Here is a 24284-nt window from a genome sequence, read left to right as displayed (position 1 = left end):
TATTTGAAGAAACACTCATGACTTTATTCGTGTTCATTCCAAAAACAACTGAACAGCCTATGCCCCCCAAGTGAAGGTCATTGTTCTGCTTATGCGTCATGGATTCTTCAAGGTGACATCATGCTCACCGACATTTCGGAGGATCATGTAGTCCGGATTTTCGTACTCGAAGGTGATGCGGCAAGCCATGGTTGGTGACGCTTCAAAAATGAACTTATGCCCTTTCATCTTTTTGGCACGTAAGCCCACCGGATAGGGGCGGCCATTGGCTAGCGTGCGTATCGCATCATCCACTGCGTCCTGTAGTTCAGGAGATAGTTTAGTATATGAGCGTCTAAATCGATTGGTAATGTCCAGCTGATACGCCATGTGCTACTCCCCGTTGCGCAGGGAAGCAATGGCATCTTCTACGTCTGTAAAGCTTTTGACATTGCCGGTATCGATATCGTGCTGTGCTTCTCGCTCGCCCTCTTGCCACTCCTTCTTCCAGAACCACGCCTGATCCTTTGCAATCGTGATAACTGGTGTCAGTACCACGCGTCCGTCTTCCAAGCTCACTTCAAGTTGATCATCTTCTTCTAATCCTAATGCGGTTCTGAAAGCGACCGGCAGGGTGATTTGTCCTTTTTTCTTAATGTTGATGACGGCGCTTTCAACTTCCACTTCATGTTGGCTTTTGAAGGTTTCATCACTTATGGACTTAACTGGAGTCTTCATAGTATTCATCCTCCTGGTAAATTTACTTTGCTAGTCGGAAAGTAGGAAAATCCGACTTATTGACTTCTAGTATACCTAAAAAGTGGTAGAAATAAAAGGTGATTGCTTAATTTGCGATTATTAATGGGCTCTACTTACAGGTTATTTAAGGCTGTTATCGAAAAAATGCATGGAGATATTCACCACAATAACGAAACCCGCCAAGCACTTATACGCTGACGGGTTTGATTTGGTTGATTAATCTGACAGAGTGATCTTTCAACTCCGGATCCAATAATGAATGACTTTGCTGCAGGCGATGTATTCGTATGTGAGGAGTGGTTCTCTTCTTACAGGTGGTTTCGGTACATCCACGGTTTCAGCAGCGACCCATTCAATCACGACCACTTGCCGCATGGAAGCGAGTTGCTGACTGCGTTCCGGTATGTGCGGTTTTGTGTGCTCCCGGTCAATCCGCTTCTGGACTTTGATCAATTCGTCGAATCCATGGGCAATCAGCCAATCGATCTGGTCTAACGGATCTTCACCAATGACCGCTGTTAATGCCTGGTCCTTGCGCGCCTTCCTTCCGACTTCCGCGTCCAGTTCCAATTCATCCACGTCCACGGCTCGTTCCTGTTCATACCCGAACAGCCGGATCAGCCTCTGCAGCAATTCTCTCCCCATTGGAACCGTCTCCTTTCTTATTGCTGTTTAAATTCCTGTTTTTCGCGGTTTTGAAACCCGCTTATTTAGGAAAAGTAAGAAAATTTTAATATCCGAAAACTGTTTTCTTTCCCGCCAATCATCCTTTATTGCTTTTAAGCGGAATTGCTGGTACACTTCCTTACGAACGGTCGTCAGGAAAGGACGGAATTATGACTTCTCAATCAATAAAAGACGCAGCGCTCGTGCTATTCGCTGAACATGGCTATAACGGGACTTCCCTGTCACAAATTGCAGCGGAGACCGGCCTGAAAAAACAATCCATTTACTCGCATTTTGAAAGCAAAGACGCCTTATTCCTGCAGGTGCTGAAAGATACCTTTTCCGCGGAACTGCATAATAGAGAAACGTACGTGAACGAACAATTCGACAATCCGCTGGATGAGTTCCTGCTCGATGCCGTGCGCAGCACCATTGACCGGTTCGAGCACGATTCACGCTTGAAATTCTGGCTCCGGGTATCGTTTTTCCCGCCTGCCCATCTGTACGAGCAAACGGTGAAGCTGGTGTATTCGTACATCGACCAAGTGGATGAGCTGTATCTGAAACGGTTTGAACAAGCCGTTGAACAGAAAGAAATCACCCGGCAGGATGCCAAAACGGCGACACTGGCCTTCTCTGCCCTGATCGATTCCATTTGCGTCGAACTCGTATACGGCGGCGCGGAACGGACCGAACGGAAGCTCGAAGCCGCATGGGCGGTATACTGGGCGGGGATTTAAATTAGACCAAGTTAAAGAACAGTGGTTCTCACGCAGTAGTGGTAAGGGTATAAAAAGCCTCCGTTTTCACAAATGAAAACCACTTCAGATGGATGCTTTTCGTAGGATTCGCCGCTTATCGCTCTTTCATTCAAGTTCAATCTTCACCTTTTTAACTTTGATGCTGTTCCTCTTGTTATCGAAACCAATCAAGAACATGTTTTAGTGCAGAGCCACCAGGACAGTGTTGATTTTTTAATGTTTTAGCGTATGAAGCACAACAGCGGAGACTCCAGCGGGATAAGCGCAGTGTCGAAATCCACTCGGGCGTCAAGCACGAGTTAGTTCGACGCAAGCCCGCGGAAAGCGAAGCTGTTTTGCGAAACAGCAATAATAAAGGTTTAACATAGCTCTAAATTTCAGGAAACACGGATTCATCTGGAGGGAAATGTATGCATCACGCAGAAACAAAAAAACAAAAAATAACTTTATTTCTCTCTGTCCTCTGGCCGATCATGGTGACACAGCTTAGCCTGTATGCGATGAACCTTGTCGATACGATGATGTCAGGCCGGGTCGGCACGGAAGACTTGGCGGGGGTCGCGATCGGTTCGAGCCTCTGGATGCCGGTCTTCACCGGCATTAATGGCGTGCTGCTTGCGGTGACGGCAATCGTCGCGCAATTATCCGGCAGCGCGCAGAAAGAGAAAATTGCCAGTTTCGTCACCCAATCACTGTATTTGGCGGTCATTATCGCCATATTGGTCATTGCGGCGGGCAGCTTCCTGCTCAATCCGATTTTGACGTTTATGGACCTGGAACCGGAAGTGCATTATATTTCCTTCCATTACTTGGTCGGGCTGTCAATCGGCATCATGCCGCTGTTCATCGCGAATGTGCTGCGGAACTTTTTCGACGGACAAGGCTATACGACAATCACGATGTACATCACGGTGCTGGCCGTTCCGTTCAACGTGCTATTGAATTACGGGCTCATCTTCGGGAATTTCGGTCTCCCGGCACTCGGCGGGATCGGCGCCGGTTACGCGACGGCAATCACGTTCTGGATCATGCTGGCGTTCTCCATCTGGATGACGTTCCGGCTGCCGAAAGTGCGCAATTACCGGCTGTTCCGTATGTGGCCGGCACCTTCTGTGAAAGCATGGAAAGAACAGCTTGTCATCGGCATTCCGATCGGGCTGTCCATCTTTTTTGAATCCAGCATCTTCTCGGTGGTAACGCTGCTCGTCGGGATTTTATTCACAACGGTCACCATCGCGGCGAACCAGATCGCCCTCAGCTTTACGTCGCTCATTTTCATGATTCCGCTCAGCATCTCGATGGCATTGACGATTGTCGTCGGTTATTCGGTCGGCGGCGGAAAGCTGCAGAACGCGAAAGAGTACGGCAAGATGGGCGTTCTCGGCGGGATCGGCTTTTTGGCGGTCAACGCCGTGTTCCTCATTTTCTTCCGGGAATCGATCGCCCAATTTTATACGACAGATCCGGCGGTGATTGCGCTCGCCGGCCAGTTCTTCATCATCGCGATTCTCTATCAGCTGTCGGATGCGGCGCAGGCCGGACTCCAAGGGGTGCTCCGGGGCTATAAGGATGTGCAGCTCCCGTTCTGGATCGCGCTCGTCTCCTACTGGGTCATCGGCATCCCAACCGGTTACGTGCTTGCGGCCTTTACGGATCTCGGTCCGTTCGGTCTGTGGATCGGCATCAGCCTCGGTCTGACAGCGGCCGCGATCGGGTTCTTCATCCGGCTCCGCATCGTTCAGCGGCGGCTGGAACATGCGCCGGATATCCAGGCGGCACTTGCGGATTAAAACAGAAAAAGGCGTTCCCGCTGGTTGTAGACACCAGCGGGAACGCCTTTTTCATGTATACCTGTGAGCAAGCGGGATCATTCGAAGATCATCAATGCAATAATCGCGACGATGAGGTTCGGCAAAGCGAAGTAAAACGCCCGCCGCATCTTCGCGAGTTTCTCCCGCTGCTCCCGCCGCTTTTCAGAACTCGTGCTTCTGGCCGAGCTGCTTCTTCTGCTCGCGATCAGCCCTTCCCATAACAGCGCCAAGAGTCCGACAGCACCGGCGATCCAGTAAGCGAGGCTCCAGTCATCCGCCAGATAGCCAATGAGCAAAGCGGCCAGCGCCACGACTAAACCGATCAGAAAAGATTTCATGCGACTTTCCTCCAACCTATAAATGTCATTACTTATAGGATACTGCAAATTCCGGTTCATTGAAAAGCATTTGTGCAATTGCCGACCGGCAGAACCATTCCTCCGTTAAAGTTGTCTTTTACGACTCTACTGTTGAAATCAGCTGTTCAAGCGCCTTGTCCGCTTCCGGAATCGGATAAAGCGGAAAGCAATGCGTCATATTCGGGTACTCGTGATAGGCGATATCCACACCGAGCTTCTCCGCCTTTTCTTTCAGGTTTCTCGCGTCAGGCAGGAGAATATCATGCGTGCCGGTAAACAGCGTAATCGGGGCCAGTCCCTGCAAGTCTCCATTAATCGGACTTGCGAGCTCGTTCTTCGGGTCATCCGATCCCGCCCATAATTCACCGAGCCCTTTCAGTCCATGCTGAGCGAGCAGCGGATCTTTTTTATCGAACACGGCGATGTCCGGATCGCTCACGGTCGCATCGAGCCACGGTGAAATCAGGATGAGCCGGCCAGGTTGCGGCAGCCCTTCCTTTTTGAGCAATTGGGCCAGCGCCAGTACAAACCCGCCACCGGAGGACTCGCCCAATAGCACAATGTCTTCCGGCGCTGTCTCTTTCAGCATGTCCTTATAAAGTGAAAGGACTTTCGGAAAACTTTCCTCGTAGGAGTGATGAGGGATTTTCGGATAGATGGGCATCGTGATTTCCCAGCCGGTCCGTCTTACCAGCTTATCGAGAAAATGCCAATGCCTTTTATGCGGCTGCAGAATATAACCGCCGCCATGGAGATGAAGCACTTGCTTCCGGTCACTCGTCTGTTCGCCGGTTGTCTCGGACGGGCGCAGTTTATACACGATCATATCATCGTACTCCATCCGTTTAACCGGATTCTTGAGCCGCACGATTTTCGGGATGGAATACGGCTTATCTCCCTCCAACCGTTTCGTTTTAATAAATTTATCGAATTTCTTGGGGTCGGACAGCACCATCTTCACACCGGTCAGCCGCATGATGATTTCGATACATTTGCTTGCAGCACTCTGGTTTGTGGCCTGTTTCCGGTAAACATAATAACCGCCGACTGCCGCTACAGTCCCTGCCAGCGCCGCAGTGCCGGTACGTCTATTTTTAAGCTGGTGTTTGATGACGAACACTCCAATCTGTACAGTTTCTCTGCTTTTGAATAACTCAGGAAGAAAATCAGTTCTACTCCTGTTTTCCCGTTTTATAAACAATTTAAGCACGGCGGGAAGTGTTTCTGATTCTCTCTTTTTTCGCCCATGAACAGACCGGCTGGCCTGGTAAACTGCAGGACAGCCGGTCTGGATGATAACCGCTTCGATTAATTGGAGGAATCGAAATCGACGGTTTTATTGAGCTCGTTATCCCCACCCAATGATTCATCGGTGGTAAGCTTTTTGACAAATTTCTTCGCCATCTTCATTGGTTTTCCGGCCTCCCAGTACTCCGCCGTTTCAGCTGTCACTTTGATCAGGACAACATTCGGATCATCGACCGTCGTCTCGAGCAGTTTATCGAACACCGGGCTCCAATATTCTTTCTTCCGCTCCATATCCTCACTGAATTCCGCCGTGCCGCTGACCGATACGTATGATTTTCCTGCATACGCGATATTGACGTTCGGGTTTTGCTGGATCTCCTCGTATTTAACGGTGTCTTTCAGCGTCAGGAACCATAGCGTGCCGTCGAAATCCGCTTCCTGTGTCTGCAGCGGCCGGGACACGAGCTTCCCTTCCGATACTGTCGTAAACATTGCCACTTCAATGTCTTTGATCAAATCATTGACCGTCTTGATCGCTTCTTGGTTCAGCTGTTCGTGTGTTGCCATGTTTATCGTCCTCCTTGTGAAAAATGAATGATTCTGCTGATTTCTGGGTTGCGCATCCACTCATTAATATACCCGTTAGTATATAACGAAAACGTGAATAGCGAATCTTGTGGATAATAAAATCCGTTCTGCTTTTGCCCGCTTGATATGGAATGTTTTCAATTCAATTTTTGCGGCTCTATAATAAAACTGTACGAAAGAATCGGAACCAATAGCATTGAAAATGAAGGAGGAATTCATGATGGGCAAAACAGCGGTGATTACAGGGGCCGGAAGCGGACTGGGTCAGTCGGCAGCCGTCCGTCTGGCTAAAGAAGGCGTTAATATCGCGGTCGTGGACATCAGTGAAAAAGGCGGCATTGAAACGGTTGAATTGGTGAAGCAATTAGGGCCGGACGCCATTTTCATCCATGCGGATGTCTCAAAAGCGGAAGAAGTAAAAAAATACGTCGATCAGACGGTCGAACATTTCGGCACAATCGATTATTTCTTCAACAATGCCGGCATTTCAGGCAGTGGCCAGTATTTTCTCCAAACTGAAATCGATGAAATCGAGAAAATCGTCGGCATCAACTTGATGGGCGCATTGTACGGCGTGCGTTATGTGGCCGAAGTGATGCTGAAGAACGGCGGCGGATCGATCGTCAATACCGCTTCCAGTGCCGGGGTTATCGGACAGGATTCAGTCGTCACTTACTCCGCCACGAAGCACGGAATCGTCGGACTGACCAAAAGCCTGGTTGCCGAGTACGCCAAAGACGGATTGCGTGTCAATGCCATCGCCCCGGGCCCAACGGAAACGCCTATGGTAAAGACGTTCTTTGAAGACAACCCCGACATGAAAGCCAACGCCGAAGCCGGCATTCCGCAAAAACGGCTGGGCACACCGGAAGAAGTCGCGGAACTGGTGGCGTTCCTGCTGACATCGAAGGCGGAATACATCAATGGTGAAGTGATCCGCATTGACGGCGGCTTCACGAATACGAAATGATCTTCGTATAAAATTAATGGAAAAGCCCGCCGGTCGGCGGGCTTTTCCTATTGCTTTTATGCTTTCATCGGCTTTTTTTCTCCGTCGCTGTCCAGGCGCTTGTGCCGTTATCCACTTCTTCATTGCCACGCACCAAGCGGCTCAAGAGCTTGTCGTCATGCTTATCCGCTTCTTCGTGCTCTCTCTGATTTTCCTTTTCTCTTCTTTGATCATTCTGTTTATCTTTCCAGTCATTTTCCATGCTTTCACCTTCTTTATGGTTCCGCACTTTGTCGTTCTGGATTTTTTCTTCTCCCCACATCGACATTCCGTATTCCTCCCTTCTTCGTCTGCTTATCCGGTTTCACAGTCAACCATTCCTTTTTTATTGTTTTCCCGTTTTGGCGGTTTAAAAACTATCATACCCATTGTCTGCTGGTTCTAATAACTTTCGGGGCAAATGAATGAATGTACTTGTTAACAGAACGTGTGTTCGATTATACTAAACATACAGACAGGAGATGATTATGATCAATACGAAAGTCGCAAGCAAAGTGGCATTCTGTGTGCTGTATGACAGAGCCGATGTGAAAGAAGTGAAGAATGGCCAGCTGGCCCTCATTGCATTTATGAAAGATTCCCATACATACCGCGTCATCTATGACTTGAAACGACGCCACATGGTGAGTGTTTATACCGAACACAACCACGTGCTGCGACTCAATTATGCCGAGCGGTCGATGCTGACGAACCGCCTGTCGGTTGAGCTGGAAGTAAAGAAAGCGTATTTTAAAGACATACTATTTTGTGAGACGTGTGAAGGTTTCCATTTCCATGAACAGTGCTGCAGCGCTTGATGACAGACCAGGCAAAGGCCCGGTCGCTGTCGACCGAGCCTCCCTTCTCCTCTATTATTCCTGCTGTACCGAAACGGTGGATTCCAGAAAATCCTGCTCGATGTTATAAAAGACGTTCTGCAAGCTATGCTTTCCGCCCATCTTCTCTTTCCAGTCATCCACCCGTTTCATGTGTTCGGCGTCAGCCCGTACGCTCGCCTCGATTCGTTCGAATGCATCGCGGTCGTCGTATTCCCAGATCGCCAATACTTCAATGTATCCATCCTGTTCCTGCGTCATCCACCTGCCGATGAGCCGGGCACCATTCTCGAGCTGCACCGGCAACAGGTTTTCGTTGAAATGACGATTGAATCTTCTATTTTATCCGGGTTCACCTGGTATATTTTCCTGCGGTAAATCATCGCTTCACGTCTCCTTTGGCAATTGTCTCGCAGCACTTTTTTCGCACACGGCAATTTGACAGCGGACCGGTGCCACTGACGGTCAACCCATTCCTGAAATGTTTATACAAAAAACAGGAAACGAAAACGCATTGTTTTCATTTCCTGCTCTAAAAATACAAATTCAATCGGCTTGCTGCCACTCATGAGCGCGGGGCGAACAAAATGACGAAGACGCCGGTGAGGCAGATCGCGCCGCCGAGCCAGTCGTACAGATCCGGCGTCTTTTTATCGACGCCCCATCCCCAGAACAGGGACATTACAATGAAGATACCGCCATACGCGGCATACACCCGGCCGAATGACGGGAACGTCTGGAACGCCGCAATGACTCCGTATAATGCGAGCGCCATCCCGCCGGCCACACCCCAATATACGGGTTTGCCTTCGCGGAGCCACAGCCAGATTAAATAACCGCCCCCGATTTCCGCGAGTCCCGCGATGATGAATAATACCAGAGCATACATCCACTACACATCCTTCTAAAGTTAAAAGGAATCACCTATTCCTTTTTGGTCGGCATTTGTCAGCCCCCGCCGATACAGGTGGCGGCTGAACTGCCGACTACAGTGTTCAGTTCTGCAAGCAGCGATGGCAGCCGCTCCGGTCTGACGCACGTCTCCAATGCTTCTTTCACGCGCGGAACACCATGTGCCTTGAACACCCCTGCTGTTTCCGGCCAGATCTCCTGGATGGCTGCGGGGGACATATTCGGTTGGATGACCATGTGATGACCTCCTTTTCTTCCAGTTTACCATTAATGAGCTATTGAACTTTTCTGATTTCCGGTACAATGGATGAAACAGAGGGATTGGAGGGTGTTCAATGAAGGATGATTTATTGTTCCAATCGTACATCGAAGATGCAAAACAGCCGTTCACCGGCTGGGATTTTTCGTTCGTCTCGGATACCGGCCGGCTGCAGACGGAACTTTTGCCATGGTCATACGGCAGTCTCGTACTGCCGCATGTCCGCGCATCGTCAGCGATGCTCGATATGGGAACAGGTGGCGGGGAATTTCTCTCAAAGCTGCAGCCGTTCCCGCAGACAGTCCATGCAACAGAAGGCTATGCGCCGAACGTCCCCATCGCGCGAAAACGGCTGGAGCCGCTCGGCGTAACCGTATCGGAAGTGCAGGACGATGAGCAGCTGCCGTTTGAAGACGATCAATTCGATTTGATTCTGAACCGCCACGAGGCTTATTCACCGAGTGAGATCCGGCGCATCCTGAAAGACGGCGGCACGTTCATCACCCAGCAGGTCGGCGGTGATGACTGCCATCAGATCAATGACGCGCTCGGCGTTCCGGTGAACGAGGAATTCACACATTGGAAATGGGAACAGGCTGTGCAGGATTTCCAGGACATCGACATGGAAGTCTCGTTCAGCCAGGAAGCGTTTCCGGTTCAGCGTTTCTACGACATTGGCGCCCTCGTCTACTATTTGAAAGCCATTCCGTGGCAAGTGCCGGGATTCGAAATCGACCGTTATTTGGACGAGCTGTACAGCATCCATCAGCGCATCCAGGAACATGGCTATTTCGATGTCCAGCAGCACCGGTTCATTTTGATTGCCACCTTGTGAGATTCACTGATTTTATTCCGATTAGTTATAAGTGAATGTGTTAGCGATCAAGCACAATGAAAGCGCGTCCAGCAGAAAGAAAATCTGCCGGATGCGCTTTTTGTGTGGGACGGTGAAATCACTTTAAAACCGGTTGCGTGCATTTTAAGACTGGGTGAGTGTGTTTTAAAACCCATTGAATGCACTTTAAAAACAAATGAATGCCGATTAACACCTGACGCCATGTGCAGGGACTCCCCCAATTATTCCGTCACTTCAAAAGTCGCCGCGATCTCGTGAAAGGTCAGCGCATCCATGGATTTCGGCGCCACTCTCTTCGTCACCCGGTACGCGCCGGCGGTCAGCGGTTCTTCCATGAAATCAATCGGCACTGTCCCGATGAGTGTTTCCCCGGGTTGAATATCCAACGCTTCCTGTGTAAATTCCATTCCCGCCAGCTGCGGCATCCAGACGCCTTCCTCCAGCTTCTCGAGTCTCATCGCTTCACCTGTAACCATCGGCTCTTCTCCGACGTTTTCAATGGTCACCTTAATTTCTTCGACCGGCAAATTGTACGTTTCCTGATCCGTATAAATCCATGCTGCAAACTCACCTTCTGCCACTTCATCCGGCAACTCCTCCGTCCTTCCCGGTTCAGAAGCGGGTTCCGCAATCGTCGGCGGCTCCGGTTCCGGCTCGGTGCAGCCAACGAGTCCGATTGCCGCCAATAAAAGAAGCAGGGATCGCTTCATATGCCTCGCCCCCTTATCTATCTACTTCTTCAAAAAACCGGATTCTCCTGTTCAAGGAAAATCCGGCGATGGAACTGAATTGTTCTGAAGTTGTTTGTGACACAGGGAGAGAAACAAATCCCCCCCCTTCCCCCTACAATTCGAACACGAACCGCCAATAGAACCCGGCAGTGATACTGACAAGCGCAATCCAGACGACGAGCGCATAACCGCCGATTTTCAATAAGTCCTTTTCTTTGAAATACCCATATGAATAGGCGATTAAGTGGACCGGCGACTGGGTGATGAATAAAAAGCCCGGAACGCCGGCGAGGAACAGCGCCATCGTGACGAGGGCCGGCGAAAGCCCCTCGAGCGCAACTCCGAGTGTCAGACCAAGGGGCAGGAGAATCGTCAACAGTCCGAGAACGTTGACGAAGATCAGCCGGACGGCAGCTGTCAGGCAGACGAGCAACACGAGAATGATGATCGGATGGTCAAGCGGCAAAGTATGTAACAGGAAGTCCGCCGCCACTTGGATCGTGCCGGTCTCAACGAGCATTCCGGATACCATGATTGTCGCCGCGAAAAACAGAATCATGTCCCAGTCGATCGATTTCCTCGCTTCTTCCCATGTCCAGACGCCGATGCCCGGCATGATTGTCAGCGCGGCACCGAGCATGCCCGTCAGCGGAATGGAGATGTCATGGAGCTGCTGCGTGCTCCACAGCACGAGGACGATGCCGATGATGAGCATGACTTTCTTCTCCGGAAATCTCAGTTTTCCCATGTTCGCCGCTTCCTGGTCCATAACCCGGATGAGGGCCTGCTGGTCGATTTTCTCGGTTGGGAATATGAGCAGCGACAGCCCGCCGAGTGCAACGGCAAAAAGAGCGATCGGCGGCAGGAATAAGAGAAGCCATTTCAAATAGCTCAGCCCGTCGATGTTTTCATTGAGAATGCCGAATGTGTAAATCGTGGAACTGGCGCCTGTCGCGACCAATGCCCCTGAAATCGCAACGATGTAGGAAATCCCGATAAACAGGCTCTTGCCGAGGTTTTCCACGTTCGTGATCTGTTTCATGTTTTTTAGCAGGCTGTCGAAGACGGACGCCACAAGGCTCCCTTTTCCGACGTTCGATGGAATCATCAATGATAACAGGAACATGAGCACGTACGACATGAAGACGAGCGATTTGCCGGACCCTCTCGATAAGCGCAATACCGCGAGGGAGATCCGGCCCGCCAATCCTGTACTGATGAACGAATGCGAAATGATGAATGTCGAGAACAAGAGCCATACGATATCCGACGCGATGTAACTGAGCGTTTCTTCATACGTGAAGAAATGGAAAGACAAAATCAGGATCAGGATGATTGAACTCTGCGCAAGCGGAAATACCCGCCCGATCCATAAGATCTGAATGACCACGAGTGTCGCAAACGCCTTCAATTCCAGTGGCGTGTCGGCATAACCCGGGATGATCAATAAATAAATGACTGCGGCGATGGCAAAAAGAATGTGTTTTTTCATTATGACAAGACCCCTTCGGACGACATGAAATTCGGATGCGATCCAACGAAGAAAGCCACCAATCGCTTGGTGGCTCTTCTTAGAAGCAGCGGTGCTTATTTGCTGACTGCATCCTTCGCTTCATTGCTGTATTGACCGGCGGATGTGCCCGCAATTTTCCCGTATACCGCTCCTGACATGAGTCCGGAACCGCCCGGGTAATTGTGATAGAAAATCCCGCCGATCATTTCACCGGCTGCGAAGAGCCCTTCGATCGGTTCGCCGGATCCGTTCAACACATGTCCTGCGCTATCCGCCTTAATGCCGCCGAATGCGAACGTGATGCCGCATGTTACCGGATAGGCATAGAACGGGCCTTCTTCCACGGTGTTCGCCCAATTCGTCTTCGGAGGGACGATGCCGTCCGTCCCTTTGCCGTCTTTTACGGAAGGATTGAAGTCCCCTTCCTGGACGTTCCGGTTGTATTCCTCAATTGTGCGGAGGAAGCCTTCTTTGTCGACATCCAATTGATCGACGAGCGCTTCCAATGTGTCCGCTTCATAAGCCGTTGCTTCCTCGAGGTTATATTCTTCGCGGAGCAGCGGCCGCACTTTCGAATCAAAGATCTGATACGCCACGTGGCCCGGCTGCTTCAGAATTTCTTTGCCGTATTTCGCATACGTGTAATTGCGGAAATCCGCGCCTTCATCCACGAACCGTTCCCCGTTTTTGTTCAGCATGATGCTGAGCGGGTACGAATGCTTTTTGTAAATGTCGCCCGGCTTTTTGAAGTCGCCCACTTTCGGTGCGTTGTAATCCGTCCCGATCGCGTGGCAACCGGACCATTGACCGTATTTCTGCGCCCCGACCGCGAGCGCCATGTCGATGCCGCCGCCGGTGTTGTATTCTGTGCCCCGCACGATCGCCGCATTCCATTCTTCGCCGATATGCTGCTGGCGCTGTTGTTTATTTGCTTCAAAGCTGCCGCAGGCAAGGATGACGCTTTTGCTGTGGAGTTGGGCCGGTGTGCCGTCGATTTCCACCGTGACTCCGACGACTTTTCCATCTTCGGTGATCAATTCCGTGGCGTTGGCGTTATAGATGACGTCGATGCCCCGCTCTTCCGCTTTTTGGAATAAAGAACGCATCAGGCCGATGCCTTTTTCTTTCGTTTTCAGCGGCAGGCCGCCCCAGAAGTGACGTTTGCCCTCTTCGACGAACGATTGATTGCCTTTATTGAGCTCGAATTCGACGCCTTGCTCACGCATCCACAGAATCGTCTCGAGCGATTTGTTGACGAGCGTGCCGGCGAGTTCCGGATCGCTCTCTTTTTGCGTCACCCGCATCATATCTCCGTAGAATTCTTCGTTCGTATACTCCGGCATCACCGTGTTCGCCGCTTCCTCGTCGGAAAGGGACGGAATGATTTTCCGGATATTGTCCAGGTTGCCGTAAGCCGCCCGGATGGCGCCGTCCGTGAAGAAGGAGTTGCCGCCTTTCTTCTCTTTCGGCGCCCGTTCGAGCACAGCGACTTTGCTTCCTTGTTCACTGCCGGCGATCGCCGCGCACAGCGCCGCGTTGCCAGCTCCCACGACGATGATATCGTAAGTATTGTTCTGTTCTTTCTTCACCAAAATTATTCATCCTCTCTATCAGTCAGCAGCAGGGCCTGCACCCCGTAATTTTTTAATCGACTGGATAATCAATGGGTAGAACAGCGACAACACAGTCAGGACGACCAGCACAACCGCAATTGTCGAGCCGAAGAAAATGCCGACGCTGCCGCCGGATGATGCAAGCGACATCCGGAAGTTCTGTTCCATATCCCCGCCGACAATGATCGCCAGGATCAATGGCGCAATCGGGAAGTCGAGAATCTTCAATAGCAGACCGAAATAACCGAAAATCAGCAGGAAGAAGAAATCGACTGTGCTGTAACCGAGCGTGTAGGTACCGATGAATGCCAGGATGACAATGATCGGATACAGAATTTTCGCCGGTGTGTCCAGAATCCGGACAAGCAATCCGACTAGTAGAATATTGATGATGATCAAAGCGATGTTGCCGATGAACATGCTGTTGACGAGCGTCCATACCATGCCTGGATCATTTTCAAATAATAGCGGGCCTGGACGGATGCCGAGCATGATCAAGGCACCGAGCATAACAGCTGTCGTTCCGGACCCCGGAATTCCCATTGTCAGGAGCGGGATGAGTGCGCCGACAGATGCGGCGTTATTCGCCGATTCCGGTGCGGCCAATCCTTCAGGTGCCCCTTTGCCGAATTCCTCCGGCTTTTTGGAGATTTGTTTTTCAGTGGTGTAGCTGAGCATCGAGGCGATGGATCCGCCTGCCCCCGGCAGTACGCCGATGATGAAGCCGAGCGGACCGCTGCGGAGAATCGGCCATTTCGACCGCTTCCACTGCTCTTTAGTAAACCAGATCTTGCCGACTTCTTTTTTCTCTTTTTTCTGCTTGTCGATATTCAAGTAATTGAAAAGCACTTCACCGACCGCATAAATGCCGATGATGACAATCAGGAAATCCAGCCCTTCACTCAAATGCGGAATACCGAACGTGAACCGGTAAACGCCGGTTTGTGTGTCAACGCCGATCGTGCTGAGCAACAGGCCGAGCGACATCGCGATGAGCCCTTTCACCATCCGGCCGAGTGATAAGGAAATGATGGCTGACAGCGTCAAGAGCATCAGCAGGAAATATTCAGCCGGTCCGAACTGGATGGCAAAGGCGGAAAGCGGCTTTGCCAGTGCTACGAAACCGATTGTCGCAATAATGCCGCCGATGAATGAAGCGACAGCGGAAAGCGCCATCGCCTGTCCGGCCTGCCCTTTCTGAGCCATCGGGTAGCCATCGAACGTTGCGGCAATCGCCGAGCCGTCACCTGGTGTGTTAAGCAGAATCGAACTTCTGGAGCCGCCGTACATGGCTCCGTAATAGATGGCCGCCATCAGGATCAAGGCGCTGGTCGCATCCATGCCGAATGTAATCGGGATCAGGACCGCTACAGCTGTAGCCGGCCCGAGACCCGGAAGCATTCCCACGATCGTCCCCAGAAAACCGCCCACGCAAATCCAGAGGATATTGATCGGCTGCAGTGAGGTTAGAAGTCCTTCTAAAAAAGCATCCATTTACATAACCTCCTATGGCAGACTTACGCCGAGCAGTTCACTGAAGGCGTACCATGATGCAAATGAGAAAACGACGGTGACGATAATGTTCGCCACCCATTTTTTCCGTCCGTTCACGACGAACAACAACGCGCCGAGGAACAGAAGGGTTGAAAACAAAAATCCGAGTAATTCAAATATCAATGCGTATCCAATGCCGAGTGCAATCGTTGCACCGATCAGCAGCGGGGTTCTGCCGCTGAGCATTTCAGCGATCTGTTCGTTCGTTTCGTTCGCTCGTCTCAGTTCCTGGACCAGGTAAATGATGCTGAAGACGAGCAGGAGAACCGACACGCCCATCGGGAAATAGAGCGGTGCGTCCGGATTGCCGAGTTTCGCTTTCGGCAAATTATATGTTCCTACCAGAAATACGATACTCAGCAGGACCAAAAACACCGGCATGCCCAATTTGATCAATTTCATACTTCCACTCCTCTCGTCATCAGCTGATTTACCGGTTTATTCGCCGAGACCCGCATCTTGCACAAGGCCTTCATAGAGTTCTGTCTGCTCTTCAAAGAATTCCGATGTTTCCGCGCTGTCTTTATAGAAGCTGTCCCAGTCGTTGTTTTCAAGCAGTGTCGCCCATTGTTCCGTTTCTACAAGCGCGCCGATTTTTTCATCCCAGTACGCAATTTCTTCTTCCGTCATATCCGGTGGTCCCATGACACCTCTCCAATGCGGAAATTCGACCGGGATTCCTTGTTCAACGTATGTCGGCACATCTTCAATGTCCGGCAGCCGTTCAGGCGAAGAAATCGCGATCACTTTTACATCGCCTGCCAGGTGCTGGTCTTTCACTTCAGAAAGTGAAGTCGTCACCGCATCGACATGTCCGCCAAGAAGCGCTGTCAATACATCACCGCCGCCCTCATATACGAGGAAGTTCAGCTGTTTCGGATCGACGCCGAATTCCCGGGCAGCCTGTACGAACGATAAGTGGTCATCGTTTCCGAGGGCAGGTCCTACGCCGATGTTCACTGCAGACGGATCTTCTTTGATCTTTTCCATCAGTTCTTCTACATTGTCAATTTCCGAATCGGCCGGCACTGCAACCGACTGCCATTCTGTCGCCAGTGTCGCAAGCGGTGTGAAATCTTCGTGTGTGAGTTCGCTTGATCCAAGCAGGTTATTCGTGATCAACAGGCTGGAGTTAACTGCCAAGGTGTGTGCATCCTGACCGTTGAGGTACTGCCAGCCCACTTCACCGCCGCCGCCCGGTTTATTCGCAACGGTGATCGACTGATCCACCAATTCATTGTCTTCAAGCACTTTCGTTAGGGAGCGGGCTGTCAGATCCCAGCCGCCGCCCGGTGAAGCCGGTGCCACAATTTCGATATTTTCTGTTGGGAACGTTTCTTCTTCGCTGCTTGCTTCTCCGGAACACGCACCGAGGATAAGCGCTGAGGCAGCCAGTAACATTGTTTTTTTCATGTCATTCACTCCTTTTGTTTTTTCGCCTGGTTAAAGTGATTTATAAGACTGCCCTCATCATAGACTTGAAATATTCAGAATGTAAACGTTTCCAATTTTAATAATTTTAAAGTTTTTAATGCCATTTTGTTCATTAAAACCATTCTTTAACGCCAATAAAAAAACAATATTGCACCAGACACACAAAAACCCATGCCCCCCATTTTACCGGGAGGGCACAGGATCCGCTGCAGTCACAGAGCTATGCAATTTTCAGGATTTGACCGGATAGTACTTTCTTTCGGGTCTGCCGACGATGCCGTACACGCTTTCCGCGTTCACCAGTCCTTTGCCGACCAGATACTCCAGGTAGCGTCTTGCCGTTGTCCGGGAAGCGCCCAGGTTCTGGCTGACAATGTCGGTCGTCAGCCCTTCCTGATGGGATTCAATCAGCTCGATGACTTTCCGGAGCGTGATGGAATTGATGCCGGTCGGTAAGTCCTGCTGGTCATCCAACGGGCTATCCTTCGTGGGCTGATTGAATAATTCTTTAATCATGTCAGGTGCGATTTCTTCATTGCTGTCCAGCAGCTGGCGCTTTTCCTTGTATTGCTCCATCACTTCTTTAAACTGCTCAAGCTGGACCGGTTTGATCAAGTAATAAAACACGCCATAATTCATCGCTTTTCGGATAAATTCCTTTTCCTGTGCCGCTGAAATCATGATGATGTCCACTTCCGGATGCTTCAGCCGGATTTCATGCAGCAAATCAGAGCCGAGGCGGTCCGGCATGAAAACGTCCAGCAGGAGGAGATCCACTTGTTCCGTCTCCAGAAGCGCAAGTGTCTCCTTGGCGTTGACCGCTTTCCCGACTACGGTAACCCCGCTGATCTTTTTCAAAAATGCTTCATGGATTTGAGCGACACGAAAATCGTCCTCAGAAATCGCCACACGAATCATCCTGCTTCCCCCTTCCGTTTTTCTGTTTCCCGTTGCTTTTTCGGAATATAAACCGTAAATGTCGTGCCTTCGCCCGGTTCGCTCTCCACTTCGATCCCGCCGCCGAGCTTTTCCAGTTCCTGCTCCACATTAAAAAGCCCGTACCCCCTGTCTTCTCCTTTATCGGAATACCCTTTTATGAAGACATGCGGAAGCCTGTCCGGCGGAATGCCGGCCCCGTTATCCGTGACTTCAAACAGCACATCATTCCCGATATCGGTGGAGAAAAAGGAAACTTCTCTGTCTGTCTGCTGTTTGACTGCGTCGAATGCATTGTCGATCAAATTGCCGAGGATGATCAAGAGCGGCAGCAGATCGATGCTTTCCGGCAGCGGTTCCAGCGTGCTGTCGGCACTTACTTGGAATTTCACTTTTTGCTCTGAGGCTTTCGCTGATTTGCCGAGCAGGATGGCCTGGACTTTTTCATCCAAAATATTGGAGAGGATGACATTCGCCTGCGACTGCTGGCCGGCTGACTCTTCCGTGATGAACGTGACCGCTTCCTCTGTTTTCCCGAGCTGGAGCAATCCGAGCAGAACATAGAGCTTGTTCTTAAATTCATGGGTCTGCGCACGGAGGTCTTCTGAATATTGCTTGACCTCTGTCAGTGTCACGGCCATTTCCCGGATATCTGTTTTGTCCAGGATGTTAAAAACGGTTCCGACTTTTTTCGAATCGTTGAAAATCGGCTCCGAATGGACAACAAGTGTTTTGCCGTTGTGTTCGAATTCCGTCGTCCCTCTTTCCGCCAATTGGTGGAACGCCCCGTAGACCGAATCGGACGCCAGCACTTCTCTCAGCGATTTCCCTTTCACCCACTCGTGAATATCCAGCATTTTCTTGGCCGCTTTATTGATTGCCGTGATTTGCTCGTCCTGGTCAACGCCGATCAGCCCGTCCCGGATGGACTGGAACAGCGCCGTCCGGTCCCGGTACAGTGAGGCAATTTCCTTCGGTTCCAGTCCGAGTGTGTCCCGCCGGATATCAGACGCTAGCAGCCAGCTGCCGAGAATGCCGAACACGAGCGCAATAAACGCGGCCATGAAAATCAATTTCATGCCCCTCAGAAGACTCTCGAAAATGACACTCATTTCAAAAATGACCGTCACGGTCCCTTCCACTTTCAAGTAGTCTCCATAATCGACGTAAATCGGAGCGACACCTGCCAGCAGCCGGTCCGCTCCTTCGCCGATGGACACGACATAACTATTGCCGAATACGAGCGCTTCGTTCTCCTCAGGAGCGCGGGCCAGACGGTCGGTCACGCGTTCCGGTGCCTGTTCAATGATCGCGGTGTCCCGGCTGCTGATGACAATGCCGGTCACTTTCGTATCTTTTTGCAGGTTTTCAACAACGAGTGCCGTATCTGCCATCCGGTCTCCTGTCATGAGCGTCTCCTGGACAACGGGCATATAAGACAGCGTTTTAGCCGTCTGTGAAGCGACTTCTTCCGCCCGGTCGATTCCTTCCTGATAATCAAAATAGATGAACGTGGCGGTCAGAATACCGACAATGAGCAGGAGCAGGGAAATGACCAGACCGAGGATTTTCAACTGAATGGACACGCGCAGAAATCGTTTGTTTTTATTCTTCATCATAGCAAGCCTCTTATTCCCATTCGAACGATAACGTACGGCGCAATTGCCGTCCCACCGCCGATTTTATATTCGTTTGGTCCATTGCGGGCAGTGTACAGATTGGCTGGTGTTCAGCCGTGATAATCTTCAATTTTCGTCTTTGCCAACTTTCGGTCGAGCTGCTCGTACTTCTCGTATTCAATGGTCTCGTACAGCTCTTTTCGGGTTTGCATATTCTCTAGCTGGCCTTGTTGGGTGCCGGCGGTCAGGATTTCCTCAAATACCCGGACATAGGCCTTTGCCGCAACCCGCAGCGATGTGACCGGATAAATCACAAAATCGCAGCCCATGCGCTGAAACTCCTGCGCTGTGAAGTAAGGTGTCTTGCCGAATTCGGTCATATTGGCCAGAATCGGCACATCCACCACCGATTTCACAGCCTGGAACTCCGCTTCACTTTGAAGCGCTTCCGGAAACAACGCATCCGCCCCGGCAGCTATATATGCCGTGCACCGTTCGATTGCCGCATCGATGCCTTCCACGCCATATGCGTCCGTGCGGGCCACCACAATCAAACCCGGGGCGGCCGCTTTGATCGCTTGAATCTTGTGCACCATTTCTTCTGTCGGCACGAGCGCCTTGCCATTTAAATGACCGCATTTCTTCGGCTGCACTTGATCTTCCAGCTGCACGGCCGCCACGCCGGCTTCCACCATTTCACGGGCTGCGCGGGTTGCGTTGATGACACCGCCGTATCCTGTGTCAATATCAACAAGAAGCGGTAAATTCGTCGCCCGGACAATATCGCGGGCACGGTCGGCCACTTCATTGGAATACAACAGGCCGAGATCCGGCAGCCCCCGGCTCGCGGTGTAGGCAGCACCTGATAAATACAGCGCCTTGAATCCCGCCTGCTTTGCTGCAAGCGCTGCCATTGCGTCGTGCGCGCCGGCCACTTGCAGAATGTCCGGTCCATCGACCAGTTCTTTGAAGCGGGCAGCCAGCTCTTTTTGCCCGATCGGTTCATTGACAAGCCATGTCATTCCAAGTCCCCCTTTTCATTAGCTCTTCCACGTTGACGTTGGTTGCACCCATTCCATTTCTTCATCCAATGCGATCATTCAACCGGCATGGATATCCTTGTTCAGTTTAGCACTTTTTTATCTTCTTCGGGTTCTCTTATTTTGAATGAATCGTACCCCTATGCTTTGCGTGAAACACGAAAACACGTCCGGCAGCCAAGAAACCTGCGGGACGTGTTTTTCCTGTGGAGGTGTGGAATCATTTTGAAAGTCAGTGAGTGCGTTCAAAGATCGGCTGCGTGAACATTAAAACCTTCTGAGTGGGTGTAGTGCACTTTAATCCTAAATTGCTTCTGACACAGGGTCACATTCAATTCCCTTCGTCTGGGTCAATAATTGCTTTTTAAAATCGATTGGGTGCGTAATAAAAACTTTTGAGTGCGTTTTAAGGTCAGTCGAGTGTTCATTAAAAACTTTTGAGTGCGTTTTAAAATTGGCTGAGTGGGTTTTAAAACTATTTGAGTGCACGTTAAGCTTGAATGCCTGCCAATCGAGGGTGAATTGTTTCTGACACAGGGTCACCCCCAAATCTCTTTTTAGCTGAACCAGCCCGCAATCAGCTCGAATGTCCCGTTTTCGTTCAGAATCATGAGGCCGAGCGCAATGAATACGACAGGGACAATGAACCGTTCATACTTCTCAATCGTGATGGATACGGCGCCGATTTTCGCCAATTTATAACTGAGGTAGCAAAGCGCGCCCGTCAGCGCATAGAAAATGACCAGGACAGCGACCAATTCCCCGCCGGTGAGCGTTGTGAAATAGGGGATATAGACACCGAGATTGTCCCCGCCGGCCGCCAGCGCCAGAATCATCACACCGATCGCGGCGTGCTGGAACCGGCCGACCGATTCGAGCACGTCTTCATCCTCGTTGTCTTCGTCTTTATTCAACAGCACATCGAATCCCAGGTAAATCGGGATCAGCCCGAGAAATCCGATCCAGCGCTGCGGGATGAACGCGAGTCCGTATGCGGCAAGCACACTGACGCCCACGAGCACGGTCAGCCCCAAGTACTGGCCGATGACGATGCGTTTAGCGCTGCCTTTCTTGAGCTGCGCGAACAAAATGACCAGGATAAAGATGTAATCGATGCTCGTTGCAATGAAAGCTGATACTGCAGAGATGACCGTCGTCAGCACAACTCATCCCTCCTTCCGGAAGATGCTGTTGCCCTGTATTTACCCGCAGAGGACAACGGCAATCTTTCTTGAAGGCGCAATTGCCGCTGATTTACGAAGCTTTGCTTTTGGATGTAAAACTTGATCCCGGTCAAGTCGCGATTCCGAAATGATTGCTACGATAAAGGTAACCATCCATCCCCCCGGACTGGATGGGGTCTGTCTTACCGAAAGGGGGGTCTGCGATGTGGAGCCGGCGTCTGGTCTCGCAGGCGCTGGATTGATGTCGACGTGGATTGGGAGATGGAGTCGGCTCGGCCGCTCAGCCGCGGCCCCGATCGACTGCCGGACAGCGGAAATACCCCGGATATGCCCGCTGAGCTATCAGACAACCATCGGCCGGTCAGATCGGAACGGACAAAGAGCGGGCGCTGTGCGTCCGCTCTTTTTATGATCCGAATTGATCCCTTGGCTCAATGCAGTTTCCCTGATTACGGCTCGTGAGCGGTCAGGCGGCCAGGTTTTTGGGAAGTTCCGGCTTCGTTTTCCGCACCATGCCCATTACGCCTGCCGGCACCAGCAGCAATGCAGGCACTACACCGAACAGATCCAGCACAGGCAAAATCAAAATTCCGCTGACCATCATCAAACCGCCGCCAACTTTCGCATGTATCTCAACCATCACGGCGCCGATGACGGCCAATGCACTGAAGACGAGCGCATTGGCTCCCGCTGCAATCAATTGGCTGGAACCTGTGAAAACGAATTCCGCCATTCCGATAAACAATGCCATCATCGCCCCTGCAAACCCAAACAGACCGCCAAATACGCCTAAGGCCATCTCAGTCGTCCGGCCCACTGTATTCACCTCCTGCCGGCCTCTTTTTATTAAGAATAATTTAACACAATTTTTAAAATATTAGTATGGGACATAGGATTTATTGCCGGAAGATCCGATCATCCCCCCAATTGTTCTTGGAGCGCTTCCGTCTCCCTCAACAGGACTTTACCGGCTCTGAACGTCGGCTCAATCGATCTCAAACCAGTTGCTGCTCTTATTTCAAAATGGGATTGCGCTTGTGCATTTCGGGGTAAAAATAAGTAACCCCACCTGAATTCTTTAAGGACGATCCGCCGGTCTGTGACATGACCGGCGGATCGTTTTTTATTGATAAATGCTGCTGCCTGCCTTGTTTCTCCCGACATCGATGATTTTAAACACATTGCATTTCAGGAGGAGACCTACGATGGGCATGTCACTCGGAAAAAAGCTGCTGCTCATAAATGCCGCCGCACTCACTTGTCCGGGAACTATAAACCTGGCTGCTGAAACGGAAGAGTCCGGGAACTTCTACACTTATACAACACCGGAAAACATCATTTTTCTCATCGGTGACGGCATGGGGATAGAATATGTATCAGCGTACCGCTATTTGCAGGATGATGCGCGTACAGCGATTGTCGACGATACCGCATTTGATCCGTATCTCACAGGCATGCAGTCGACGCATGCCGATGACCCGGAAGCGAATGTCACTGACTCTGCCGCCGCGGCGACCGCCATGGCGGCAGGTGTGAAAACGTACAATAGCTCCATTGCCGTCGACAATGACCGGTCCGCGGTCCAGACGGTGCTGGAAGCCGCTAAGGCCCAAGGGAAAGCAACCGGACTTGTCGTCACTTCGGAAGTGACGCATGCCACCCCTGCCGCTTTTGCTGCGCATGTCGCCGACCGGCAGAACATGCGGGCGATCGCAGACGATTATTACGACGACCGGATTGATGGTGCCCATAAAATCGATGTGCTTTTTGGCGGCGGGCGGGATTTGCTGATTCGGTCCGACCGCAATTTGGTCGAGGAATTCCAGACAGACGGCTATAGCTATGTGGACAGCCGGGTGGAATTGCGGCAAAACCGCGACAGCCGTGTGGTCGGGTTGTTTGCAGACCGGGGCCTTCCGTATAGCATTGACCGGACGAATGATGTGCCATCGCTTGCGGAAATGACCGAGTCGGCGATCGAGCGGCTGAGCCGGGACGATGACGGTTTCTTTCTCCTCGTCGAAGGCAGTCAGATCGACTGGGCCGGGCATGATAATGATATCGTCGCAGCGATGAGCGAAATGGCGGATTTCGAGCAGGCATTCCAGACGGCCATCGATTTCGCGCAGGAAGACGGCGACACGCTCGTCATCGCGACCGCGGATCATTCCGTCGGCGGCTTATCCGTTGGCGCTGACGGTTACTATGACTGGGACGGCGATTCGGTACGGACGGCACGGCGTACGCCTGACTTCATCGCCCGGGAGATTTTGACCGGAGCTGACGTTCAAGAAACACTTGATGCGTATATCGGAATTGAATTGCGGTCGGAAGAAATCGCCGCCGTCCGCAAAGCCGCGCGCACCGAGGGATTCAGCGCGACAGATGATGCCATTGAAGCCATTTTCGACGCCCGCTCGCATACCGGCTGGACGACTGACGGCCACACCGGTGAAGATGTGCCCGTCTATGCCGCCGGACCGGGTCGGACGCAATTTGCCGGTCACATTGATAATACGGATATAGCAAAAAAATTATTTCGGCTGCTGGGCGCTGATGCGGACATCACCGACGAATAAACTCAGCAAGCCATCCAACCCGGCGGCATCCAAGCGATGCAGCCGGGTATTTCCTCGTC

The 24284-nt window shown here is 51.3% G+C and carries 28 protein-coding genes; 7 read left to right on the top strand and 21 right to left on the bottom strand.

All coding sequences use genetic code 11. From position 1 onward, the window contains the following. Positions 1-96: 96 nt before the first annotated feature. From B0X71_RS03270 to B0X71_RS03260, 3 genes are all read right to left on the bottom strand, one after another. The gene (locus tag B0X71_RS03270) at positions 97-369 is read right to left on the bottom strand and encodes a type II toxin-antitoxin system RelE/ParE family toxin (RefSeq protein WP_077588102.1); all 273 of its coding nucleotides are present in this window, start codon (positions 367-369) and stop codon (positions 97-99) included. Between the two features lie 3 nt (positions 370-372). Continuing rightward, positions 373-717, bottom strand: a complete 345-nt coding sequence (locus tag B0X71_RS03265; protein ID WP_156889785.1) for an AbrB/MazE/SpoVT family DNA-binding domain-containing protein — start codon at positions 715-717, stop codon at positions 373-375. A 258-nt stretch (positions 718-975) separates the two neighbouring features. Further along, positions 976-1383, bottom strand: a complete 408-nt coding sequence (locus B0X71_RS03260; protein WP_077588100.1) for a hypothetical protein — start codon at positions 1381-1383, stop codon at positions 976-978. Between the two features lie 191 nt (positions 1384-1574). Here B0X71_RS03260 and B0X71_RS03255 point away from each other — a divergent pair, with 191 nt between their 5' ends. Next, on the top strand, positions 1575-2144 hold the full coding sequence (locus B0X71_RS03255) for a TetR/AcrR family transcriptional regulator (protein WP_077588099.1): 570 nt from the start codon (positions 1575-1577) through the stop codon (positions 2142-2144). A 431-nt stretch (positions 2145-2575) separates the two neighbouring features. Then, positions 2576-3955: an MATE family efflux transporter gene (locus tag B0X71_RS03250; RefSeq protein ID WP_077588098.1), complete on the top strand. Its 1380-nt coding sequence runs from the start codon at positions 2576-2578 to the stop codon at positions 3953-3955. 77 nt (positions 3956-4032) lie between these two features. On the opposite strand, the gene B0X71_RS03245 is transcribed toward B0X71_RS03250, so the two are convergent. From B0X71_RS03245 to B0X71_RS03235, 3 genes are all read right to left on the bottom strand, one after another. Beyond that, a complete protein-coding gene (locus tag B0X71_RS03245) occupies positions 4033-4314 on the bottom strand; it encodes a DUF5316 family protein (protein ID WP_077588097.1) in 282 nt (93 codons plus the stop codon). Between the two features lie 118 nt (positions 4315-4432). Further along, the gene (locus B0X71_RS03240; RefSeq protein WP_156889784.1) at positions 4433-5455 is read right to left on the bottom strand and encodes an alpha/beta hydrolase; all 1023 of its coding nucleotides are present in this window, start codon (positions 5453-5455) and stop codon (positions 4433-4435) included. Positions 5456-5643: 188 nt separating this feature from the next. Next, complete coding sequence (locus B0X71_RS03235; RefSeq protein ID WP_077588095.1) at positions 5644-6150, bottom strand: pyridoxamine 5'-phosphate oxidase family protein; 507 nt, start codon at positions 6148-6150, stop codon at positions 5644-5646. 241 nt (positions 6151-6391) lie between these two features. On the opposite strand from B0X71_RS03235, the gene B0X71_RS03230 reads away from it, so the two are divergent. Further along, positions 6392-7141, top strand: a complete 750-nt coding sequence (locus tag B0X71_RS03230) for an SDR family NAD(P)-dependent oxidoreductase (RefSeq protein WP_077588094.1) — start codon at positions 6392-6394, stop codon at positions 7139-7141. Between the two features lie 64 nt (positions 7142-7205). Here the strand turns inward: B0X71_RS03230 and B0X71_RS03225 are convergent, their stop codons facing one another. Continuing rightward, positions 7206-7448, bottom strand: a complete 243-nt coding sequence (locus tag B0X71_RS03225; protein ID WP_077588093.1) for a hypothetical protein — start codon at positions 7446-7448, stop codon at positions 7206-7208. Positions 7449-7647: 199 nt separating this feature from the next. Between B0X71_RS03225 and B0X71_RS03220 the strand changes: the two genes are divergently transcribed. Further along, the gene (locus tag B0X71_RS03220; RefSeq protein WP_077588092.1) at positions 7648-7977 is read left to right on the top strand and encodes a hypothetical protein; all 330 of its coding nucleotides are present in this window, start codon (positions 7648-7650) and stop codon (positions 7975-7977) included. Between the two features lie 54 nt (positions 7978-8031). On the opposite strand, the gene B0X71_RS03215 is transcribed toward B0X71_RS03220, so the two are convergent. From B0X71_RS03215 to B0X71_RS03205, 3 genes are all read right to left on the bottom strand, one after another. After that, positions 8032-8295 carry an NIPSNAP family protein gene (locus B0X71_RS03215; protein WP_232336832.1) on the bottom strand — a complete coding sequence of 88 codons (264 nt, stop codon included), beginning with the start codon at positions 8293-8295 and terminating at the stop codon, positions 8032-8034. Between the two features lie 265 nt (positions 8296-8560). Beyond that, positions 8561-8884 carry a YnfA family protein gene (locus B0X71_RS03210; RefSeq protein ID WP_077588091.1) on the bottom strand — a complete coding sequence of 108 codons (324 nt, stop codon included), beginning with the start codon at positions 8882-8884 and terminating at the stop codon, positions 8561-8563. A 59-nt stretch (positions 8885-8943) separates the two neighbouring features. Next, positions 8944-9144 carry a hypothetical protein gene (locus tag B0X71_RS03205; protein WP_077588090.1) on the bottom strand — a complete coding sequence of 67 codons (201 nt, stop codon included), beginning with the start codon at positions 9142-9144 and terminating at the stop codon, positions 8944-8946. Positions 9145-9242: 98 nt separating this feature from the next. Between B0X71_RS03205 and B0X71_RS03200 the strand changes: the two genes are divergently transcribed. Continuing rightward, on the top strand, positions 9243-10001 hold the full coding sequence (locus tag B0X71_RS03200; RefSeq protein WP_077588089.1) for a class I SAM-dependent methyltransferase: 759 nt from the start codon (positions 9243-9245) through the stop codon (positions 9999-10001). Between the two features lie 242 nt (positions 10002-10243). On the opposite strand, the gene B0X71_RS03195 is transcribed toward B0X71_RS03200, so the two are convergent. From B0X71_RS03195 to B0X71_RS03145, 10 genes are all read right to left on the bottom strand, one after another. Beyond that, a complete protein-coding gene (locus tag B0X71_RS03195) occupies positions 10244-10732 on the bottom strand; it encodes an immunoglobulin-like domain-containing protein (protein ID WP_077588088.1) in 489 nt (162 codons plus the stop codon). 133 nt (positions 10733-10865) lie between these two features. After that, entirely contained in the window at positions 10866-12245 is a 1380-nt protein-coding gene (locus B0X71_RS03190; RefSeq protein WP_077588087.1) for an SLC13 family permease, read from the bottom strand. Between the two features lie 95 nt (positions 12246-12340). Then, positions 12341-13861 carry an FAD-dependent tricarballylate dehydrogenase TcuA gene (gene tcuA, locus B0X71_RS03185; protein WP_408634133.1) on the bottom strand — a complete coding sequence of 507 codons (1521 nt, stop codon included), beginning with the start codon at positions 13859-13861 and terminating at the stop codon, positions 12341-12343. A 15-nt stretch (positions 13862-13876) separates the two neighbouring features. After that, the gene (locus tag B0X71_RS03180) at positions 13877-15373 is read right to left on the bottom strand and encodes a tripartite tricarboxylate transporter permease (protein WP_077588086.1); all 1497 of its coding nucleotides are present in this window, start codon (positions 15371-15373) and stop codon (positions 13877-13879) included. 12 nt (positions 15374-15385) lie between these two features. Then, positions 15386-15835 (bottom strand): tripartite tricarboxylate transporter TctB family protein, encoded by a 450-nt coding sequence (locus tag B0X71_RS03175; protein WP_077588085.1) that lies wholly within the window; start codon positions 15833-15835, stop codon positions 15386-15388. Between the two features lie 36 nt (positions 15836-15871). Then, complete coding sequence (locus B0X71_RS03170) at positions 15872-16846, bottom strand: tripartite tricarboxylate transporter substrate binding protein (RefSeq protein ID WP_077588084.1); 975 nt, start codon at positions 16844-16846, stop codon at positions 15872-15874. Positions 16847-17098: 252 nt separating this feature from the next. After that, positions 17099-17785 (bottom strand): response regulator, encoded by a 687-nt coding sequence (locus B0X71_RS03165; RefSeq protein WP_077588083.1) that lies wholly within the window; start codon positions 17783-17785, stop codon positions 17099-17101. Continuing rightward, a complete protein-coding gene (locus B0X71_RS03160) occupies positions 17782-19422 on the bottom strand; it encodes an ATP-binding protein (RefSeq protein WP_077588082.1) in 1641 nt (546 codons plus the stop codon). Before B0X71_RS03160 ends, B0X71_RS03165 begins: the two co-directional genes overlap by 4 nt. 110 nt (positions 19423-19532) lie before the next feature. Next, on the bottom strand, positions 19533-20444 hold the full coding sequence (gene prpB / locus B0X71_RS03155) for a methylisocitrate lyase (protein WP_077588081.1): 912 nt from the start codon (positions 20442-20444) through the stop codon (positions 19533-19535). 575 nt (positions 20445-21019) lie between these two features. Continuing rightward, positions 21020-21625: a CadD family cadmium resistance transporter gene (locus B0X71_RS03145; RefSeq protein ID WP_077588079.1), complete on the bottom strand. Its 606-nt coding sequence runs from the start codon at positions 21623-21625 to the stop codon at positions 21020-21022. 226 nt (positions 21626-21851) lie between these two features. On the opposite strand from B0X71_RS03145, the gene B0X71_RS03140 reads away from it, so the two are divergent. Beyond that, positions 21852-22058, top strand: coding sequence for a hypothetical protein (locus B0X71_RS03140; RefSeq protein ID WP_077588078.1), 207 nt, complete (start codon positions 21852-21854; stop codon positions 22056-22058). Between the two features lie 54 nt (positions 22059-22112). Here the strand turns inward: B0X71_RS03140 and B0X71_RS03135 are convergent, their stop codons facing one another. Beyond that, entirely contained in the window at positions 22113-22463 is a 351-nt protein-coding gene (locus tag B0X71_RS03135) for a hypothetical protein (protein WP_077588077.1), read from the bottom strand. Between the two features lie 394 nt (positions 22464-22857). Between B0X71_RS03135 and B0X71_RS03130 the strand changes: the two genes are divergently transcribed. Next, the gene (locus B0X71_RS03130) at positions 22858-24225 is read left to right on the top strand and encodes an alkaline phosphatase (protein ID WP_408634132.1); all 1368 of its coding nucleotides are present in this window, start codon (positions 22858-22860) and stop codon (positions 24223-24225) included. Positions 24226-24284 lie beyond the last annotated feature (59 nt).

It is taken from the genome of Planococcus lenghuensis (assembly GCF_001999905.1).
GTDB classification, from domain to species: domain Bacteria; phylum Bacillota; class Bacilli; order Bacillales_A; family Planococcaceae; genus Indiicoccus; species Indiicoccus lenghuensis.
Note: the sequence above shows the minus strand (reverse complement) of the source record. Positions and strands in the feature narration are given on the sequence as shown.

Coding starts and splice junctions, on each gene's coding strand:
- B0X71_RS03205 (WP_077588090.1), bottom strand. CDS start 9,144: ATGGTCATCCAACCGAATATGTCCCCCGCAGCCATCCAGGAGATCTGG.
- B0X71_RS03235 (WP_077588095.1), bottom strand. CDS start 6,150: ATGGCAACACACGAACAGCTGAACCAAGAAGCGATCAAGACGGTCAAT.
- B0X71_RS03175 (WP_077588085.1), bottom strand. CDS start 15,835: ATGAAATTGATCAAATTGGGCATGCCGGTGTTTTTGGTCCTGCTGAGT.
- B0X71_RS03200 (WP_077588089.1), top strand. CDS start 9,243: ATGAAGGATGATTTATTGTTCCAATCGTACATCGAAGATGCAAAACAG.
- B0X71_RS03220 (WP_077588092.1), top strand. CDS start 7,648: ATGATCAATACGAAAGTCGCAAGCAAAGTGGCATTCTGTGTGCTGTAT.
- B0X71_RS03270 (WP_077588102.1), bottom strand. CDS start 369: ATGGCGTATCAGCTGGACATTACCAATCGATTTAGACGCTCATATACT.
- B0X71_RS03170 (WP_077588084.1), bottom strand. CDS start 16,846: ATGAAAAAAACAATGTTACTGGCTGCCTCAGCGCTTATCCTCGGTGCG.
- B0X71_RS03130 (WP_408634132.1), top strand. CDS start 22,858: ATGTCACTCGGAAAAAAGCTGCTGCTCATAAATGCCGCCGCACTCACT.
- B0X71_RS03250 (WP_077588098.1), top strand. CDS start 2,576: ATGCATCACGCAGAAACAAAAAAACAAAAAATAACTTTATTTCTCTCT.
- B0X71_RS03190 (WP_077588087.1), bottom strand. CDS start 12,245: ATGAAAAAACACATTCTTTTTGCCATCGCCGCAGTCATTTATTTATTG.
- B0X71_RS03245 (WP_077588097.1), bottom strand. CDS start 4,314: ATGAAATCTTTTCTGATCGGTTTAGTCGTGGCGCTGGCCGCTTTGCTC.
- B0X71_RS03265 (WP_156889785.1), bottom strand. CDS start 717: ATGAAGACTCCAGTTAAGTCCATAAGTGATGAAACCTTCAAAAGCCAA.
- B0X71_RS03255 (WP_077588099.1), top strand. CDS start 1,575: ATGACTTCTCAATCAATAAAAGACGCAGCGCTCGTGCTATTCGCTGAA.
- B0X71_RS03210 (WP_077588091.1), bottom strand. CDS start 8,884: ATGTATGCTCTGGTATTATTCATCATCGCGGGACTCGCGGAAATCGGG.
- B0X71_RS03260 (WP_077588100.1), bottom strand. CDS start 1,383: ATGGGGAGAGAATTGCTGCAGAGGCTGATCCGGCTGTTCGGGTATGAA.
- B0X71_RS03195 (WP_077588088.1), bottom strand. CDS start 10,732: ATGAAGCGATCCCTGCTTCTTTTATTGGCGGCAATCGGACTCGTTGGC.
- B0X71_RS03180 (WP_077588086.1), bottom strand. CDS start 15,373: ATGGATGCTTTTTTAGAAGGACTTCTAACCTCACTGCAGCCGATCAAT.
- B0X71_RS03160 (WP_077588082.1), bottom strand. CDS start 19,422: ATGATGAAGAATAAAAACAAACGATTTCTGCGCGTGTCCATTCAGTTG.
- prpB (WP_077588081.1), bottom strand. CDS start 20,444: ATGACATGGCTTGTCAATGAACCGATCGGGCAAAAAGAGCTGGCTGCC.
- B0X71_RS03225 (WP_077588093.1), bottom strand. CDS start 7,448: ATGTCGATGTGGGGAGAAGAAAAAATCCAGAACGACAAAGTGCGGAAC.
- B0X71_RS03230 (WP_077588094.1), top strand. CDS start 6,392: ATGGGCAAAACAGCGGTGATTACAGGGGCCGGAAGCGGACTGGGTCAG.
- B0X71_RS03165 (WP_077588083.1), bottom strand. CDS start 17,785: ATGATTCGTGTGGCGATTTCTGAGGACGATTTTCGTGTCGCTCAAATC.